The following is a 14,753-nucleotide window of genomic DNA, read 5'->3' on the forward strand; positions in this document are numbered from 1 at the left end:
CCCGCTGAGGGTTTTATCATTTTATATCTTTTTTATTCTTTTTTAAAACACTCCTGCCTGCACTCCAGGTCCCGGAATATCGTCCCCGGAGTCGCTCCCTGCAGGCGCCGTAGGAGGCGACTCCGGGGACGATTTTCCACCGTTCGGCCCCACCATCCACCACGCATTAATGTATGACATATGAACCAGAAGGAACGTCAGGCCGCCGAGACCCGCCAGCGGTTCGTCGACGCCGCCTTCGAGCTGTTCTCCGGGCAGGGTTACGGGGCGAGCAGCATGAACCAGATCGCCAAGGCCGCCGGCGGCAGCCGGGCGAACCTCTACCTGCACTTCCGCAACAAACCCGACCTGGTGCTGACGAAGATGCGCGCCATCGAGCCGGAGATCATCGGACCCTTCCGCGAGCTTTTCGACGCCGCGCCGCACGACGCAGCGTCCATACGCGTCTGGCTGGAGCGCATGCGCGACCTGTGGCTGGAGATGCGCGTGGAGTTTTCCGCGATGGAACAGGCGATGTCCGAGGACAAGGAGGTCGCCACAGAGTGGCTCGGCATGATCCGACGGATGAGCCAGACCCTGCCCGGCCTGGCGGACAACCGGCAGCACCTGCAGGATTTCATCGCGCTGGTGATGAGCCTGGACCGCAACTACTACTTCCTCTACGTCCGCGGCCTGCGGGACCATGAGGACCTTGTGCTTGCGGCCCTCACCCGCCAGTGGCTGACGCTGTTCACTGATTAACGCGCCAGCGCCAGCTTCGGGCAGCCGCGGGAGGCACGGGAGACGCAGATCATCATGGTCTCGTTGGCCGCCTGCTCGTCCTCGGTGAGGATGGAGTCGCGGTGGTCGGCCGAACCGGAGACGATCGGGGTCTCACAGGTGCCGCAGGTCCCCTCCGAGCAGGAGGAGATCACCGGCAGGCCGGCCCGGTTTGCAGCGTCGAGAATGGTCTCCTCGGCACTGACGGTCAGAGTGACACCGGACTCGGTGAACTCCACCTCGAAAGGCTCATCGTCATAGTCGCGGATGATCTCCTTCGGGGAGAAACGCTCCAGACGCAGGGAGTTCTTCGGCCAGTGGGCGCTGCTGGATTCCACCGCCTGCAGGAGGCCCTCGGGGCCGCAGGTGTAGATGAGGGTGTCGGCGGGGGCGTCGATAAGCAGGCCGGCCAGGTCGATGTGGCCGAATTCGTCCTGCGGGACGATCTGGACCTTGTCGCCGTACTGCGCCAGCTCCTCGAGGAAGGCCATGGAGCCGCGGGTGCGGCCACCGTAGATGAGCTTCCAGGTGCGCCCGGCGCGCTCGGCCTCGCGGACCATCGCCAGGATCGGGGTGATGCCGATGCCGCCGGCGATGAACAGGTACTCCGGGGAGTCCACGAAGCGGAAGTTGTTGCGCGGCCAGGACACGGTGATGGTGTCACCCTGCTTGATCAGGTCGTGCGCCGCAGCGGAACCACCACGGCCGTCGACCTCCCGCAGGATGCCCACGCGGTAGGAATCCGGGTCCCGGTCATCGCCGGCCAGGGAGTACTGGCGGACCAGCTCCCCGCCGTCGGCGGTGGGGATATGCAGGTCGATGTGCGCGCCGGGCTTCCACTTCGGCAGCTCACCGCCGTCCGGGTGGACCAGGGTCAGGGAGATGACGCCCTCGGATTCGACGGTGCGCTGGGCCACGGTGAGGTTGAGGGTGCGCACGACCTGCTGCTTGGAGCGCTCGATGTCGGCCAGGTCCCAGGTCACCCAGAGGGAGCGGCGGGCCGGCAGGAGGGCGAAGCGGACGAAGTCGATGGCCTCCGGATCGTCGACGGTGACAGAGGGCAGGCGCTCGAAGAGCACCTTGAGGCCGGCGGCACCCTGGACACGCGCCAGCGGGTTGCCGAGGCACTTGTGGCGGCCCGTGGAGAAGGAGAGGTGGTCCTCCGGATCAGGGCGGTGGATGTCGAAGGCGAAGGGCTCCTCGACGTGCTCCGGGTCGGTGTTGGTGGAGGCCAGGGCGATCCAGACCATGTCGCCCTTCTTGATCTGTGCGCCGGAGAGCTCGATGTCGATCATGGACATCCGCGAGGCGAAGGTCGAGGAGGGGCGGCGGCGGACGGTCTCCTCGAAGACGCGGGCCCACAGCTCCGGTTCGAGGAGGGCGTCCTCCTTGGCCTCCGGGTTCTCCTGCAGGAAGAGCAGGGCGTTGGCCATGGCCTGGGCGGTGGTGTCGGTGCCGGCGGCGGCGAACTCGGTGAGGTGGATGGCGATCTGGTCCGCACCCAGGATGTACTGACCGTCCTCGTTCTTCTGGGAGGCCATGATGGAGATCAGGTCGCGGGCATCCGACTCGCGGCGGGACTCGATGATCCCGCGCAGGGTGAGGTTGGACTCGGTGTAGCGCTGCCACACGATGGAGCGCATCGGCTCCTCGAAGGGTTCCTGCGCGGAGGCCAGGACTTGGAAGAAGTCGTCGCGCAGCTGCTTGATGAAGTCGGCGTACTCGTAGCCCAGGCCCATGTGCGCCAGCAGCGTCTGGGTGGTCAGCTCCAGGCAGTAGTCCTCGAGCAGGTTGCCCTTGCCGTTGGCCTCGAAGGAGTCGATGATGCGGTGGGCGCGGGCCTCGATCTCCGGCTCGAGGGCGTCCATGTCCTCCTGGAGGAAGCCGAGCTGGGCGACGCCGCGGGCGATGGTGTGGCCCTGCGGGTCGGAGCCAACGAGCACCCGGGAGATCAGGTCCTGGGAGATGATGTGCTGGTACTCCTCCGGGACCTCGATCATGGCGGAGTTCGCGGCGGAGGAGAACTTCTTCCAGTCGCCGAGCACGGTCAGGGCGTCCTCGCGGCGGGTGATGATCCAGGCGTTGAGGTGCGGGTAGAAGAAGGTCGGGGTCTCGTCGCGGACGGAGGCGAAGTGGGCGGCCGGGTCGGCGAAGTAGTCATCGCCCATGGCGTCGAAGCCGTGGTTGAAGGGGCACCGGCCCGCGGGGCCTCCGGGGGTGGCGGCGGCAGCGGCGTTGACGGCCTTGATGGCTGCGGCGGTACCGATCTCGTGCTTGGTGGAGGAGCTCATGTCTCTCACTGCTTTCAGGTCTCAGGGGTTCAGGTCGGTCAGACGGCTGCGGCGACGGCCAGGGTGGAGAGTTTCTGGAAGCGGGCGACGTTGTCGCCCTCGTCCATCACGCCGGAGGACAGGAAGACGAAGGTGAGGTCGCGCTCCGGGTCGACCCAGAACAGGGTGGAGCCCGCGCCGTAGTTGCCGAAGGTGCGCGGGGAGGTGAAGGGGCCGAAGAAGTTGGGGGCGGTGCCGGTGCCCGACAGGGAGAAGCCGAGGCCGAAGTTGCCGGCCGGGGCCTCCCAGCCGCGCATGGCGGCGATGCCGGAGTAGAGATCGTTCGGCATGTCACCGGTCTGCAGGCTGGTGGCTGCGTCGATGACGGCCGGGGCGACGAGGCGGTCGCCGCCCAGCTCACCCTTGCGGCGGAAGAGCTCGGCGAAGCGGAAGATGTCGTCCACGGTGGAGGTGCCACCCACCCAGGGCATCTCGGCGTCCTCGGTGATGTGGTCGTTGAGGCACTCGATGTCCTCCGGGGCCAGCCAGCCGTCCTCGGGCACGTAGACCTTGAGCGGGACCGCGCGGTCGCGGCGGGACTCCGGGAGGCCGAAGGCGGTGTCCTTCATGCCCAGCGGCTCGAAGACCAGCTCGCGGGCCAGGTCGCGGAAGTGCTCGTAACCGTAGGCGCGGCGGACCATCTCACCCATCAGGGCGTGGTTGATGGAGGGGGCGTAGTTGAGGTTGGTGCCCGGCTCATTGACCACGTCCACGGCACCCAGTGCCTCGATGACATCGGCCAGGACGCCGAACTTGTCGGCCGGCAGGCCCGGGTCCGGGGTGGCCGGCATGCCGGAGCGGTGGGTGAGCAGGTGGGCCAGGTTGATCCTGTCCTTGCGCACCGCGCGGAAGCGGTCCCGGCCGAAGAACTCCGGGATGAGGTCGACGACGCGGGTGGACAGCGCCAGCTTCCCCTCGCCCAGGGCCCGGTAGGCCAGGGTGTTGGTGAAGGCCTTGGACATGGACAGGATGCGGTAGACGTCGTCCTGCGCGGTGGGGCGGCCGGTGGCGCGCTCGGCGAAACCGTAGGAACCCTGCAGGGCGATCTCGCCGTGGCGGGCGAGGATGAGGTTGACGCCGTCGTAGGCACCGCGCTCGATGTCGGCGGTGATCTCGTCTTCCAGGCGCTTGAGGGCGGTCGGGTTCATGGACATGCGGGGTTTCTCTTTCCGGGATGTGTGGATAGGAACTGGAGGTCGGGGCCTGGACGATTGATTCCTGGGGGAACGTCGGGTGGCCGACCTCCCGGCATGGCTGCGGGGAAATGTCACACGGGTGGAGGAAGCGAAGATGAGCGACCTGCGGAAAGCGCTCGCCTCCTACTGACCCCGTGTGGCACTTCCCTGCGTCTGATGTACCGCAGGAATCCATCACCTAGGTCAGCAGCGCGCCACCGGAGGGTGAGAAGATCTGGCCGGTGTAGTGGGCGCCGGCGTCGGAGGAGAGGAAGACCAGGGTCTCGGCGATCTCCTCCGGTTCGGCCAGGCGCTTGAGCGGCTGCATGGCCAGCAGGGCCTGGACATGGTCATCACCGGACTGGGTGAGCAGCGCGGTGTTGATGCCGGCCGGGGCCAGGGCGTTGACGCGGATGTTGAAGGGCGCCAGTTCACCGGCGACCGAGCGGGTCATGCCGACGACCGCGGCCTTGGAGGCCGGGTAGTAGGCGGGCATGGGCAGGGCGACCTGACCGGCGACGGAGGCGAAGTTGACCACTGCTCCCCCACCGGCGGCCTTGAGCAGCGGGGCGGCCGCGCGGATGGCGTAGAAGGTGCCGTGCACGTTGATCTTCATCACGCGGTCGAAGTCCGTGTCCGGGGTCTCCTCGAGGAACTCCGGGGCGAAGGGCTGGCCGGCCTTCATGTGCTCGATCATCGTGTGGTTGATGGAGTCGAGCCATTCGGTGGCGCGGCGGTTGGGGGTGTTCACGCCGGCGGCGTTGATGAGGATGTCGAGCCTGCCGTGCTCTTTCCTGACCTGGTCGAAGACCGCGGACACAGCCGCGGAGTCGGAGATGTCGACGGCAAGCGGGGTGACGGCTGTCTCCGAGCCGAGCTCACGGTCGAGGTTGTCCTGCGAGATGTCGAGCGCGTAGACGGTGGCGCCCTCGCGGACGAAAGCCTGCACGGTGGCCAGGCCCATGCCGGAGCCTGCACCGGTGACGACGGCGATCTTGTCCTGGAGAGCGGATCCTGCGGGGAGAGTCATGCCATACCCTTCGATTGATGTGTGATGAGACACATCATGCCCTTTCGGTAGACACCTGTCTAGTCACACCCCCGACTCCCCTCCCCGGGTGCCCTCAGAAAGCCAGGTCGGGAAGGGTTCCGGCCTGATAAAACTTCGGCCAAAACACCGGCGTCTCTTTGTTCCCCGGGGGTGGAGGGGCACAATTATCTCCATGACAACCGCATCCTCCACGACGCTCCCCTCCAGAGAGCGCACTTTCTTCGGCCAACCGTGGGGTCTGGCCAACCTGTTCGGGATCGAACTGTGGGAGCGCTTCAGCTTCTACGGCATGCAGTCGCTGCTGGCCTTCTACCTGTACTACTCCGTCACTGACGGTGGCCTCGGGATGGACCAGGGCGCCGCGCTGTCGATCGTCGGCGCCTACGGCGGTTTCGTCTACATGACGGCCCTGATCGCCTCCTTCGTCGCAGACCGTCTCCTGGGCTCCGAGCGCACCCTGTTCTACTCGGCGATCCTGGTCATGTTCGGCCACATCGCCCTCGCCGTCCTCCCGGGATACGCCGGGCTGGCGGTCGGTCTGGTGTCCATCGCAGTGGGCTCCGGCGGAGTGAAGACCGCTTCGCAGGTGGTCCTCGGCCAGCTGTACTCCAAACAGGATCCACGTCGTGACGCCGGGTTCTCCATCTTCTACATGGCCGTCAACATCGGTGGCCTGCTCGGCCCGATCACCACCGGCTGGTTGTGGGGATGGCAGGGCTTCCACTGGGGCTTCGGCGCGGCAGCCGTGGGCATGGCCCTCGGCCTGATCCAGTACACCGCCGGGCGCAGGACCACGATCGCGGCCGCGGGCCACCAGGTGCCCAACCCGCTGCCCCGCTCGCAGTACCTGCGGTGGGTGATCGGCGCAGTCATCGTGGTCGCCGTCGCCGTCGCGCTGATCGCCACCGGTGTGGTGCGGCTGGAATGGTTGTCGACGATCATCGCCGTCATCGCTCTCCTCGCCGCCGTGACCCTGCTGTGGCAGATGCACTCCTCGTCGCTGACCTCCGCCACAGAGAAGTCCCGCATCATCGGTTACATCCCGATGCTGCTGGTCTCCGTCGTGTTCTTCGCCATCTTCCAGTCGCAGTTCACCGTCCTGGCCGTCTACGCCGACCAGCGCACCAACCTCAACCTCTTCGGCCTCACCCTCACCCCGGGCCAGGTGACCTCCTTCAACCCGGTGTTCATCATCATCTTCTCCGGTGTGTTCGCCGCGCTGTGGACCAAGCTGGGCAAGCGCCAGCCGTCATCACCGGTGAAGTTCGGCATCGCCAGCATCATCATCGGTATCTCCCTGTTCTTCTTCCTGCCCTTCGCCGGCGGCGGAGCAAGCTCCACGCCACTGTTCGTGATCGTCTGGATCCTGTTCCTGTTCACGATGGGTGAACTGCTGCTCTCCCCGGTGGGCAACTCCCTGGCCACCAAGGTCGCCCCGGATGCCTTCCAGTCGCGCATGATGGCCGTGTGGCTGATGTCGTTGTCGATGGGCACGGCACTGTCCGGCACGCTCGGTGGTTTCTACGATCCCACCAGCGCCGACGCTGAGCGCATCTTCTTCATCACGGTCGGTGTCGCCGCCATCGTCGTGGGCGTGATCATCATGCTGCTGAAGAACTGGGTGCTGAAAAGGTTCGTCGACGTCCGCTGACCGGCTCCACCGATTCGACGCCTTGTGCGGTACACGATCCAGGAGGGGTGCTCCCGGCATCCGCGGATCGAGGGGGCGCTGAAGGGGCATGAGCATCACTGTGACCCCCAGTCAGTTCCGCAGCGAGCAGAGCCACTACCTTGAGGCCGCGCAGCGTGAACCAGTGGTTATTCTCAGCGGCGGGACCAGACGCCGTGCAGTGATCGTCTCCCCGGACTTCTATGACCGGGCGGTCCAGGCACTGGAGGACATCGAGGACATTCGTGCCGCCGCAGCTGCCCGTCAAGAGGCCGGTCAGATCTCCCATGAAGACCTCAAGGCCGAGCGCGGACTTTCCTGACCTGCTCGTTCATGTCGGCCTCATCATATTTGATCTCGCAAGAGCTTTCGGCTGCGAAAACGCTGCGCAAGCTGGATCGACAGCATCAGCGCACGATTGTCGACACCATCGACGCCCTGACCCATGATCCGCGCCCTGAGGGTGTGAAAAGCTGCAGGGTGGGGACAGAGAATACCGCATCCAGGTGGGGTCCTACCGGGTGATCTCCGATGACGTCAATGACGGCGAACTCATCATTCTCGTTCTCCATCTCGGTCACCGGAGAGACATCTATCGAACTCGCTGCCCATGGCCACAAGTGGGGTCCAAAAAGACCTGCCACATGATGGTGGTGCGTTGCTGGAATCTGCGCGCAGAGGCGGGTTTCTCTGCCCGGCGGTAGTTCCCGGCGTCGGGGGCTGGCACCGAATCCGGGCCAATCCTTGACGCCAGTCAACCTTCCGTTGTGCCGGCAGTCAGAAACCCCGCTCCCCCCAGGACCATCCCCACAGTTCCCGACAGAACTGCGCCGAAGCCACGACACAATCAGAGACACCTCAGGACTATGGGAGAATATCCCCATGCCAGCACCATCACGCCTTGCGGCCGAGAGCCTCTCCGGAAAGGTCAAACAGATCATCGTCGACCGCGTCATCGAAGGGGTCTACCCACCCGGCACCCACCTGGTCGAGCTCCAGCTCGCCGAGGAATTCGGGGTCAGCCAGGCACCGGTACGAGAAGCCCTCCGAGAGCTGTCCTCAACCAGACTGGTGGAAAACAGACCCCGTCGAGGGACGTACGTGCGCAGCATTTCTTCCGACGAGCTCGCCGAGATCTACATGGTCCGGGTAGCGCTCGAAGGAACGGCCGCCTTCCACGCTTTTCCGGCCCTCCACAAAGACCCCACCCCGCTGCGCGAAGCCCTGGCCGGAATGCGTGAAGCCGTCGCCCAGGGAAGCTCCCGGGGACTGGCCAAGTACAGCACCCAGTTTCACCGGGTGATTATCGAGGCCTCCGGCAACCGGCTCATGCTCGAGATCTGGGACTCGTTGTTTGTGGAGGTACGCACCATGGCCACGATCGTGCGCGGCCAGGTGGAACCCCGTGCCGCGGCGGAGGCTCACGCCCCCATTCTCGAGGCCTTCGAGACCGGGGACGCGCAGCTGTGCCAGAAACTGGTGGCCGAGCACCAGCAGGAGTACTCGCTCCTCCCCCACCAGTGATTTTCCCCGGCTCCCGGATGCTCCCCACCGGAGCAGCCAGGCGCCCAGTGCCAACCCTGCCGTCAGTGGCTACTGTCTTTTAGCTGCAGTTTTCTGAAGTGATCTAACTTACTTTTCCCAACCCCTTGTGGTCCATGTCGCCGTGGCCTAGGCTCCTAGATTATCGATAATCGTTAATCGATCTAAGGAGTCAGTTTGAAGTTCGTCACTTTCCGTCATGAAGGCACCACCCGTACCGGTGTCCTGGACGCGGATAACGCACAGATCACCCCCCTGGCCAACGGCGAGGGCCTGGTTGATGTCATCGAAACCTGGGACAACCACTCCCCGGAGTTCTCAAACTCCACCTTGTCGCTGGAGGAAGTGGAGCTGCTTGCCCCGATCCCGCGCCCGCGCCGCAACATCTTCTGCATCGGCCGCAACTACCTTGAGCACGCCAAGGAGTTCGCCGACTCCGGTTTCGACGCCACCGCCAGCGCCAGCCACATCCCCGACTACCCGGTGGTCTTTACCAAGGCCCCCTCGACCGTGATCGGCACCGAGGCCGAGATCGACCCCCACCTGCAGCTGACTGACGGGCTGGACTACGAGGCGGAGCTCGGCGTGATCATCGGCACCGGTGGGCGCAACATCACCAAGGAGGAGGCGATGAACCACGTCTGGGGCTACACCAACATCAACGACGTCACCGCCCGGGACATGCAGAAAAAACACGCCCAGTGGTTCCTCGGCAAGAGCCTGGACACCCACTGCCCGATGGGCCCGTGGGCCGTGACCCGCGACGAGGTCGGCGATGAGCCCCTCGACCTGCTGTGCACCGTCAACGGTGAGACCCGCCAGCAGGCCAACACCGCCGATCTGATCTTCGACATCCCCACCATCATCGAGACCATCAGCGCCGGCATCACCCTTGAGCCCGGTGATGTCATCGCCACCGGCACCCCGGTCGGTGTGGGCATCGGCTTCAAGCCGCCGAAGTTCCTGGCACCCGGTGACGTCGTCGAAGTGTCCTTCAGCAAGCTCGGCACGCTGCGCAACCAGGTCGGCCACGGCCAGTAACCACTGCTCAACCACCACTCATCTACCGACAGGGAGAACACATGACTGTCACCACCAGCCTGGCCCAGCCGACTGAGCTGACCAGCATCGGCACCAAGGATCTCTTCCTCGAAACCACCGGCACCGGCCCGGACGTCGTCCTGGTCCACGGCCTGGGAGGAGCGACCCCCTTCTACGATCCGCTGGTCACCGACCTGGCCGGCAATTTCCGGTTCATCCGCTACGACTTCAACGGCCACGGCCGCTCACCGCTGTCCGGCGAGCTGAGCATCGAGACCCTCGCGGAGGAGCTGGCCGAGGTCATCCGGACCCAGACCACCTCCAGCAAGGCCCACGTCGTCGGGCATTCCATGGGCACCCTGATCGTCCAGCAACTGGCAGCCACCCACCCGGAGCTGGTGGACAAGATCGTCCTGCTCGGACCCGTGCGGGCACAACCCGATCAGGCCAAGGCCGCCACCCGGGCCCGTGCTGCTCTCGTTCGGGAGCAGGGCATGTCGGCAGTCGCCGACGCTATCTCCTGTGGGGCGACCTCCGACCAGGCCGCCGGGCACAACCGGTTGCTTCGCCCCCTGGTCCGCGAACTCCTCCTCGGCCAGGACGCCGAGGCCTACGCCCAGGCCTGTGAAGCCCTGGCCGCAGCCACCAACCCCGAGCTTTCCGCCATCACATCCCCAGTCCTGCTGATCACCGGCGACGAGGACGGGGTCAGTCCCCCGTCCCTCAACGAAACCATCGCCGGGGAACTGAAAAACGCCCAACGCCACACCATCACCGACATCGGCCACTGGACACTGCTCGAGGCCCCCGACTTCGTCGCCGACTACCTCACCACCTTCCTCCAGGACACCTAAACCCCCTCCACCATTCAGGCTCGGACCTTTGGCTGTCCTCCAACCCCAGAACTTGCACCACCTGACCACGAGAAGCAATGCCACCACTGCCCCACACACCCACTCCCCGCGATGGGATGTGTTGACCCGACCCATCCACCTTCCCCTCCAGGGAACACACTGCAAGGAGCACGATCATGTCGAAGACCATCTTCAAAAACGTCCAGATTCTTGACAGCACCGGAAACCAGCCCTACCTCGGGGAAGTCCTCGTCATCGACGAACGCATCGTCGAGGTCAGCGCCGGTGTCGGCAAGATCAACGACCCCAACGCGCTAGTCATTGACGGCCGCGGCCAGACCCTCATGTCGGGGCTGACGGATGCCCACACCCACTTCACCTGGGACAACCGTCCCTTCGACAAGCTGGGTAACACCCCGGTTGAAGAGCACCTGCTCTCCACCATCGAATCCGCCAAGACCTACCTCGACTACGGTTACACCATGTGTTTTGGTGCTGCCAGCGCCAAGGCACGCCTGGATGTCGTTGTCCGCGACGCCATCAACGCCGGTAAAGTCCCCGGTCCGCGCTACCGGGCCAACGGCATGGAGATTGCCACCACCTCCGGTGACCTCGTCGACAGCATCACCCAGACCGCCGACGGTGTGGAAGGCATGCGTAAGATCGTGCGTCACACCATCGGCTTGGGCGTAGACAACATCAAGATGAGTATCTCCGGTGAGGAGGTCACCGGCACCCGCGCCGCCGAGGACACCTACATCACCGAGGAGGAACTGCAGGTCGCCGTCGATGAGGCCCACCGCCGCGGCGTCAAGGTCTGCACGCATGCGCGTAGCCGCGACTCGGTTTCTCTCTCCTTGAAAACCGGGGTGGACATGATCTACCACGCCTCCTACATCGACGATCACGGTATGGACATGCTGGAAGAGGCCAAGGACCGTGTCTTTGTCGCCCCGGCCGTCAACTGGCTGGTCGCCACCCTCTACGAAGCGGGCGAGTTCGGCTACTCCCAGGAGACGGCAGAAATGGCCGGCTACGCCAAGGAACTCGAGGTCGCTGTCAAGGGTGTTCAGGAGATGCGTCGTCGCGGCATCCGGGTGCTGCCCGGTGGTGACTACGGTTTTGCATGGACCCCGCACGGCACCTACGCCCGGGATCTTGCGCACTTCGTCAACCTCTTCGGCTACACCGAGATGGAGGCGATCATCGCCGCCACCGCCCTCGGCGGAGAGCTCTTCGACCAGGCCGATGAGCTGGGCAAGGTCCAGCCCGGCTACTACGCCGATATGATCCTTGTCGACGGCAATCCCCTGGAGGACATCACCATCCTGCAGGACATCGAGAAGATCACCGCGGTGATGAAAAACGGCGAGTTCCACCGCCGACCGCACGAGGACATGATCATCCCCAAGGAGGCCCACGAACCCGCAATGGCAACTGTGTAAGTCAATGAGGGAGGGCTCCGGCCGCCATGTATTCGGAGCCCTCACTGCGTTTTTCGCAGGATAAAACAAATGCCTGACGCAAGTTTCCTCATCACCTCCCCACAGAAATCCCTACCCTGGGAACCATGAAGAAACTCGGCCTCATCGGTGGCACCGGTCCGGAATCGACACTCATCTACTACAGGCGCCTGCATGAGAGCGTGCAGGCGGCCGCCGGGGAGACGGTCATCCCGCCGATGACCATCGAGAACCTCAGCGCCTTCACGGTCTTCGAGTACCTGGGGGACGGGGGCGTCGACAAGCTGCACGACTACCTGCTCGAGGGGATCAACAACCTCGCGGCCGCGGGGGCGGAGTTCGCGGCGCTGAGCGCGAACACCACGCACATCGTCATCGACCGGCTGCGGGAGACCTCCCCCCTGCCGCTGGCCAGCTCCATCGACTCCACCCGGCGCGCAGTCGCGGACGCGGGCGTGGAGTCCGTCGCGCTGCTGGGCACGGAGTTCACGATGGTCAATGATTTCCTCGCCGGGCCGTTGCGCGAGGACGGCGTGCACGTGGCGATCCCCGACCCCGACGAGGTCGCCTACATCCAGGACAAGATCGCCACCGAGCTTGAGCTGGGGATTATCCGGGAGGAGACGCAGGAGGGATTCCTGGGGATCATCAACCGTCTCATCGCCGATGATGGGGTGGAACTGATCATTCTGGCCTGCACGGAACTGCCGCTGCTCTTTCCGCAGGGCACCCTGCCGGTTCCGGGCCTGGACACCATCGACCCGCATGTCGAGGATCTCACCCGCGCGATCCTGGCGGACTGATCCTGACGGGGTAGCCAGGAGCGGCAACCGTGACAAAGATGTAGAACATGACCACGTTGACCGTCACCTGCCCGGTCACCGGATCCCACATCGGTGATGTCCCGGCCCACTCCCCCGCCGCCACCCGCGACGCCTTCTCCCGCGCCCGCCTCGCCCAGCAGAGTTGGGCCACCACGCCGGTGGCCGAGCGGAAACAGATCATGCTGCGCCTGCACGATCTGCTGCTGGAACGCCAGGCCGAGTTCCTGGACATCATCCAGGACGAGACGGGCAAGAACCGGGGCAGCGCCTTCGATGAGATTCTCGACGTCGCCGTCACCGCCCGCCACTACGCCCACGCCGCCCCGCGCCTGCTCCGCCCGCGCCAGGTCCGGGGTGCGGTGCCGCTGCTCACCCGCACCCACATCGAGCGCGCGCCTGTGGGCGTGGTGGGTATCATCTCGCCGTGGAACTACCCCCTCTCCCTGGCGCTTTCCGACGCCATCCCCGCCCTGCTCGCCGGCAACGCCGTCGTACTCAAGCCGGACGAGAAGACACCGTTCACGGCTCTGCGCGCCGCCGCCCTCCTGCAGGAGGCGGGACTGCCCAAGGACGTGCTGCAGGTGCTCACCGGCACCGGACCGGTGGTCGGTGACACCATCGCCCGGGAATGCGATTACCTCATGTTCACCGGTTCCAACGCAGTGGGCCGGGAGCTGGGTGCCGTCGCTGGGGAACGGCTCATCGGCTTCTCCGCCGAGCTCGGCGGCAAGAACCCGCTCATCGTCCTGCCCTCAGCGGATGTGGAGCGCACCGCCCGTGGGGCTGTGGCGGCGTGCTTCGCCAACTCCGGTCAGCTGTGCATCTCCATCGAGCGGATCTACGTGCACCAGGACATCGCCGGGGAATTCATCCCCGCCTTCATCGAGGCCACCGAGGCCATGCGCATCGGAACGGGCAGAGAGTGGACCACCGACATGGGCTCACTCATCTCACCGGAGCACCGCCTCAAGGTCACCGAGCTTGTTAGCGACGCCCTCTCCCGCGGCGCCACCCTCCTCACCGGCGGGCGCGCGCTCGATGAGCTGGGTCCTGCCTTCTACTCCCCCACCATCCTCACGGACGTGCCCACCGATGCCCGCCTCTTCGACGAGGAGACCTTCGGCCCGGTCGTGGCGCTGACCATCGTCGACACCGTCGACGAAGCCGTGGCCAGGGCGAACGAATCGGATTACGGCCTCAACGCCTCCGTGTGGGGTGCGGTGGCGGAGGCCCGCCGGGTGGCTTCCCGCCTGAACGTGGGAACCGTCAACATCAACGAGGGTTTCGCCGCCACCTGGGCCTCCCTCGACGCGCCCATGGGTGGCTGGCGGCAGTCCGGGGTGGGCCGGCGCCACGGTGATGCCGGTCTGCTCAAGTACACCGAGGCACGTACCGTCGCGGTCCAGCGCGGCGTGGCGCTCAGCGGTTCCCCGGGTGTGCCGCGGGAGCGCTACGCACAGATGGTGTCCACGGCCCTGCGCTACGGACGGGCGCTGCTGCGTTAGGTGACAGGGGCCTCCCGGCGCAGCAGGAAGAAGAAGGGTTCAGCCAGTCCCCGGAGGTCCATCACGCCGAGGAGGGTGTCGCCATCGAGGCGGCGGAAGTGGTCGTTGATGGGCTGGGCGTCGTAGACCATCGTCGCCGTGGATGCCCCGCGGTGGTCGACCATGCGCAACCGCGCCCCGGGCCGGCGGGTCCGTAGCAGGGACAGAACCTGCCGGGCCACGGCGGCGAGCACCGGATTGCGGGCGAGGCAGGGAAACCTCACCGCCAGCCCGACGGGAAGCAGAGCCGGGTTCACGGCGAACAGTGATCCGGGGCGCCCGAAGACGAGCGGATCCACCTCCTCCGCCGAGACGAAGCGCTTCCCGTACCAGCCGTAGGCCCCCAGCAACCCGTCGAGGGGGCTGCCGGTGGGCACTTCCGTACCGGCCCAGCGGCCGCTCAGCTCCTCGACCGCCACTGCCGGGAGGGCATCGAAGATCTCCAGAGCGCGGGCCAGGCCCACGCCCCGTCCCAGTTCAGCGGTGAGGTCGGCCGTCATG

14 protein-coding genes are annotated in these 14,753 nt (G+C 65.6%); 10 read left to right on the plus strand and 4 right to left on the minus strand.

Annotation, left to right across the window (positions count from 1 at the left end):
- The first annotated feature begins 180 nt into the window (after positions 1-180).
- On the plus strand, positions 181-741 hold the full coding sequence (locus EAH68_RS06540) for a TetR/AcrR family transcriptional regulator (protein WP_126120521.1): 561 nt from the start codon (positions 181-183) through the stop codon (positions 739-741).
- Here EAH68_RS06540 and EAH68_RS06545 read toward each other — a convergent pair.
- The 3 genes from EAH68_RS06545 to EAH68_RS06555 all read right to left on the minus strand — a co-directional run bounded on the left by EAH68_RS06545 (position 738) and on the right by EAH68_RS06555 (position 5,294).
- Positions 738-3,050: a cytochrome P450 gene (locus tag EAH68_RS06545; protein WP_126120522.1), complete on the minus strand. Its 2,313-nt coding sequence runs from the start codon at positions 3,048-3,050 to the stop codon at positions 738-740. The genes EAH68_RS06540 and EAH68_RS06545 overlap by 4 nt on opposite strands.
- A 38-nt stretch (positions 3,051-3,088) precedes the next feature.
- Positions 3,089-4,243, minus strand: a complete 1,155-nt coding sequence (locus EAH68_RS06550; protein WP_126120523.1) for a serine hydrolase domain-containing protein — start codon at positions 4,241-4,243, stop codon at positions 3,089-3,091.
- A gap of 220 nt (positions 4,244-4,463) precedes the next feature.
- Positions 4,464-5,294, minus strand: coding sequence for an SDR family NAD(P)-dependent oxidoreductase (locus EAH68_RS06555; protein WP_126120524.1), 831 nt, complete (start codon positions 5,292-5,294; stop codon positions 4,464-4,466).
- A 193-nt stretch (positions 5,295-5,487) separates the two neighbouring features.
- Between EAH68_RS06555 and EAH68_RS06560 the strand changes: the two genes are divergently transcribed.
- The 9 genes from EAH68_RS06560 (at position 5,488) to EAH68_RS06600 (ending at position 14,213) form a co-directional block, all read left to right on the plus strand.
- Positions 5,488-6,966: a peptide MFS transporter gene (locus EAH68_RS06560; RefSeq protein ID WP_126120525.1), complete on the plus strand. Its 1,479-nt coding sequence runs from the start codon at positions 5,488-5,490 to the stop codon at positions 6,964-6,966.
- Between the two features lie 88 nt (positions 6,967-7,054).
- Positions 7,055-7,306 carry a type II toxin-antitoxin system Phd/YefM family antitoxin gene (locus EAH68_RS06565; protein WP_126120526.1) on the plus strand — a complete coding sequence of 84 codons (252 nt, stop codon included), beginning with the start codon at positions 7,055-7,057 and terminating at the stop codon, positions 7,304-7,306.
- A gap of 199 nt (positions 7,307-7,505) precedes the next feature.
- The gene (locus tag EAH68_RS14945) at positions 7,506-7,688 is read left to right on the plus strand and encodes a type II toxin-antitoxin system RelE family toxin (protein WP_241228327.1); all 183 of its coding nucleotides are present in this window, start codon (positions 7,506-7,508) and stop codon (positions 7,686-7,688) included.
- Positions 7,689-7,866: 178 nt separating this feature from the next.
- On the plus strand, positions 7,867-8,508 hold the full coding sequence (locus EAH68_RS06575) for a GntR family transcriptional regulator (protein WP_126120527.1): 642 nt from the start codon (positions 7,867-7,869) through the stop codon (positions 8,506-8,508).
- 195 nt (positions 8,509-8,703) lie between these two features.
- Complete coding sequence (locus tag EAH68_RS06580) at positions 8,704-9,567, plus strand: fumarylacetoacetate hydrolase family protein (protein ID WP_126120528.1); 864 nt, start codon at positions 8,704-8,706, stop codon at positions 9,565-9,567.
- A 41-nt stretch (positions 9,568-9,608) separates the two neighbouring features.
- Positions 9,609-10,421, plus strand: coding sequence for an alpha/beta fold hydrolase (locus tag EAH68_RS06585; RefSeq protein ID WP_126120529.1), 813 nt, complete (start codon positions 9,609-9,611; stop codon positions 10,419-10,421).
- A 176-nt stretch (positions 10,422-10,597) separates the two neighbouring features.
- Positions 10,598-11,866 carry a metal-dependent hydrolase family protein gene (locus EAH68_RS06590; protein ID WP_126120530.1) on the plus strand — a complete coding sequence of 423 codons (1,269 nt, stop codon included), beginning with the start codon at positions 10,598-10,600 and terminating at the stop codon, positions 11,864-11,866.
- 125 nt (positions 11,867-11,991) lie between these two features.
- Entirely contained in the window at positions 11,992-12,687 is a 696-nt protein-coding gene (locus tag EAH68_RS06595; protein WP_126120531.1) for an aspartate/glutamate racemase family protein, read from the plus strand.
- 47 nt (positions 12,688-12,734) lie between these two features.
- Positions 12,735-14,213, plus strand: coding sequence for a succinic semialdehyde dehydrogenase (locus EAH68_RS06600; RefSeq protein WP_164546417.1), 1,479 nt, complete (start codon positions 12,735-12,737; stop codon positions 14,211-14,213).
- Here EAH68_RS06600 and EAH68_RS06605 read toward each other — a convergent pair.
- Complete coding sequence (locus EAH68_RS06605; protein WP_126120532.1) at positions 14,210-14,752, minus strand: DUF4334 domain-containing protein; 543 nt, start codon at positions 14,750-14,752, stop codon at positions 14,210-14,212. The genes EAH68_RS06600 and EAH68_RS06605 overlap by 4 nt on opposite strands.
- Position 14,753: the final 1 nt, after the last annotated feature.

The sequence above is a fragment of the Corynebacterium hylobatis genome, assembly GCF_003955685.1.
Taxonomy (GTDB): Bacteria; Actinomycetota; Actinomycetes; order Mycobacteriales; family Mycobacteriaceae; genus Corynebacterium; species Corynebacterium hylobatis.

What these genes read in the sequence shown, in the direction of transcription:
- EAH68_RS06585 (WP_126120529.1), top strand. Translation starts at nt 9,609, where the DNA reads ATGACTGTCACCACCAGCCTGGCCCAGCCGACTGAGCTGACCAGCATC.
- EAH68_RS06600 (WP_164546417.1), top strand. Translation starts at nt 12,735, where the DNA reads ATGACCACGTTGACCGTCACCTGCCCGGTCACCGGATCCCACATCGGT.
- EAH68_RS06555 (WP_126120524.1), bottom strand. Translation starts at nt 5,294, where the DNA reads ATGACTCTCCCCGCAGGATCCGCTCTCCAGGACAAGATCGCCGTCGTC.
- EAH68_RS06560 (WP_126120525.1), top strand. Translation starts at nt 5,488, where the DNA reads ATGACAACCGCATCCTCCACGACGCTCCCCTCCAGAGAGCGCACTTTC.
- EAH68_RS06565 (WP_126120526.1), top strand. Translation starts at nt 7,055, where the DNA reads ATGAGCATCACTGTGACCCCCAGTCAGTTCCGCAGCGAGCAGAGCCAC.
- EAH68_RS06605 (WP_126120532.1), bottom strand. Translation starts at nt 14,752, where the DNA reads ATGACGGCCGACCTCACCGCTGAACTGGGACGGGGCGTGGGCCTGGCC.
- EAH68_RS06550 (WP_126120523.1), bottom strand. Translation starts at nt 4,243, where the DNA reads ATGTCCATGAACCCGACCGCCCTCAAGCGCCTGGAAGACGAGATCACC.
- EAH68_RS06590 (WP_126120530.1), top strand. Translation starts at nt 10,598, where the DNA reads ATGTCGAAGACCATCTTCAAAAACGTCCAGATTCTTGACAGCACCGGA.
- EAH68_RS06545 (WP_126120522.1), bottom strand. Translation starts at nt 3,050, where the DNA reads ATGAGCTCCTCCACCAAGCACGAGATCGGTACCGCCGCAGCCATCAAG.
- EAH68_RS06540 (WP_126120521.1), top strand. Translation starts at nt 181, where the DNA reads ATGAACCAGAAGGAACGTCAGGCCGCCGAGACCCGCCAGCGGTTCGTC.
- EAH68_RS06575 (WP_126120527.1), top strand. Translation starts at nt 7,867, where the DNA reads ATGCCAGCACCATCACGCCTTGCGGCCGAGAGCCTCTCCGGAAAGGTC.
- EAH68_RS06595 (WP_126120531.1), top strand. Translation starts at nt 11,992, where the DNA reads ATGAAGAAACTCGGCCTCATCGGTGGCACCGGTCCGGAATCGACACTC.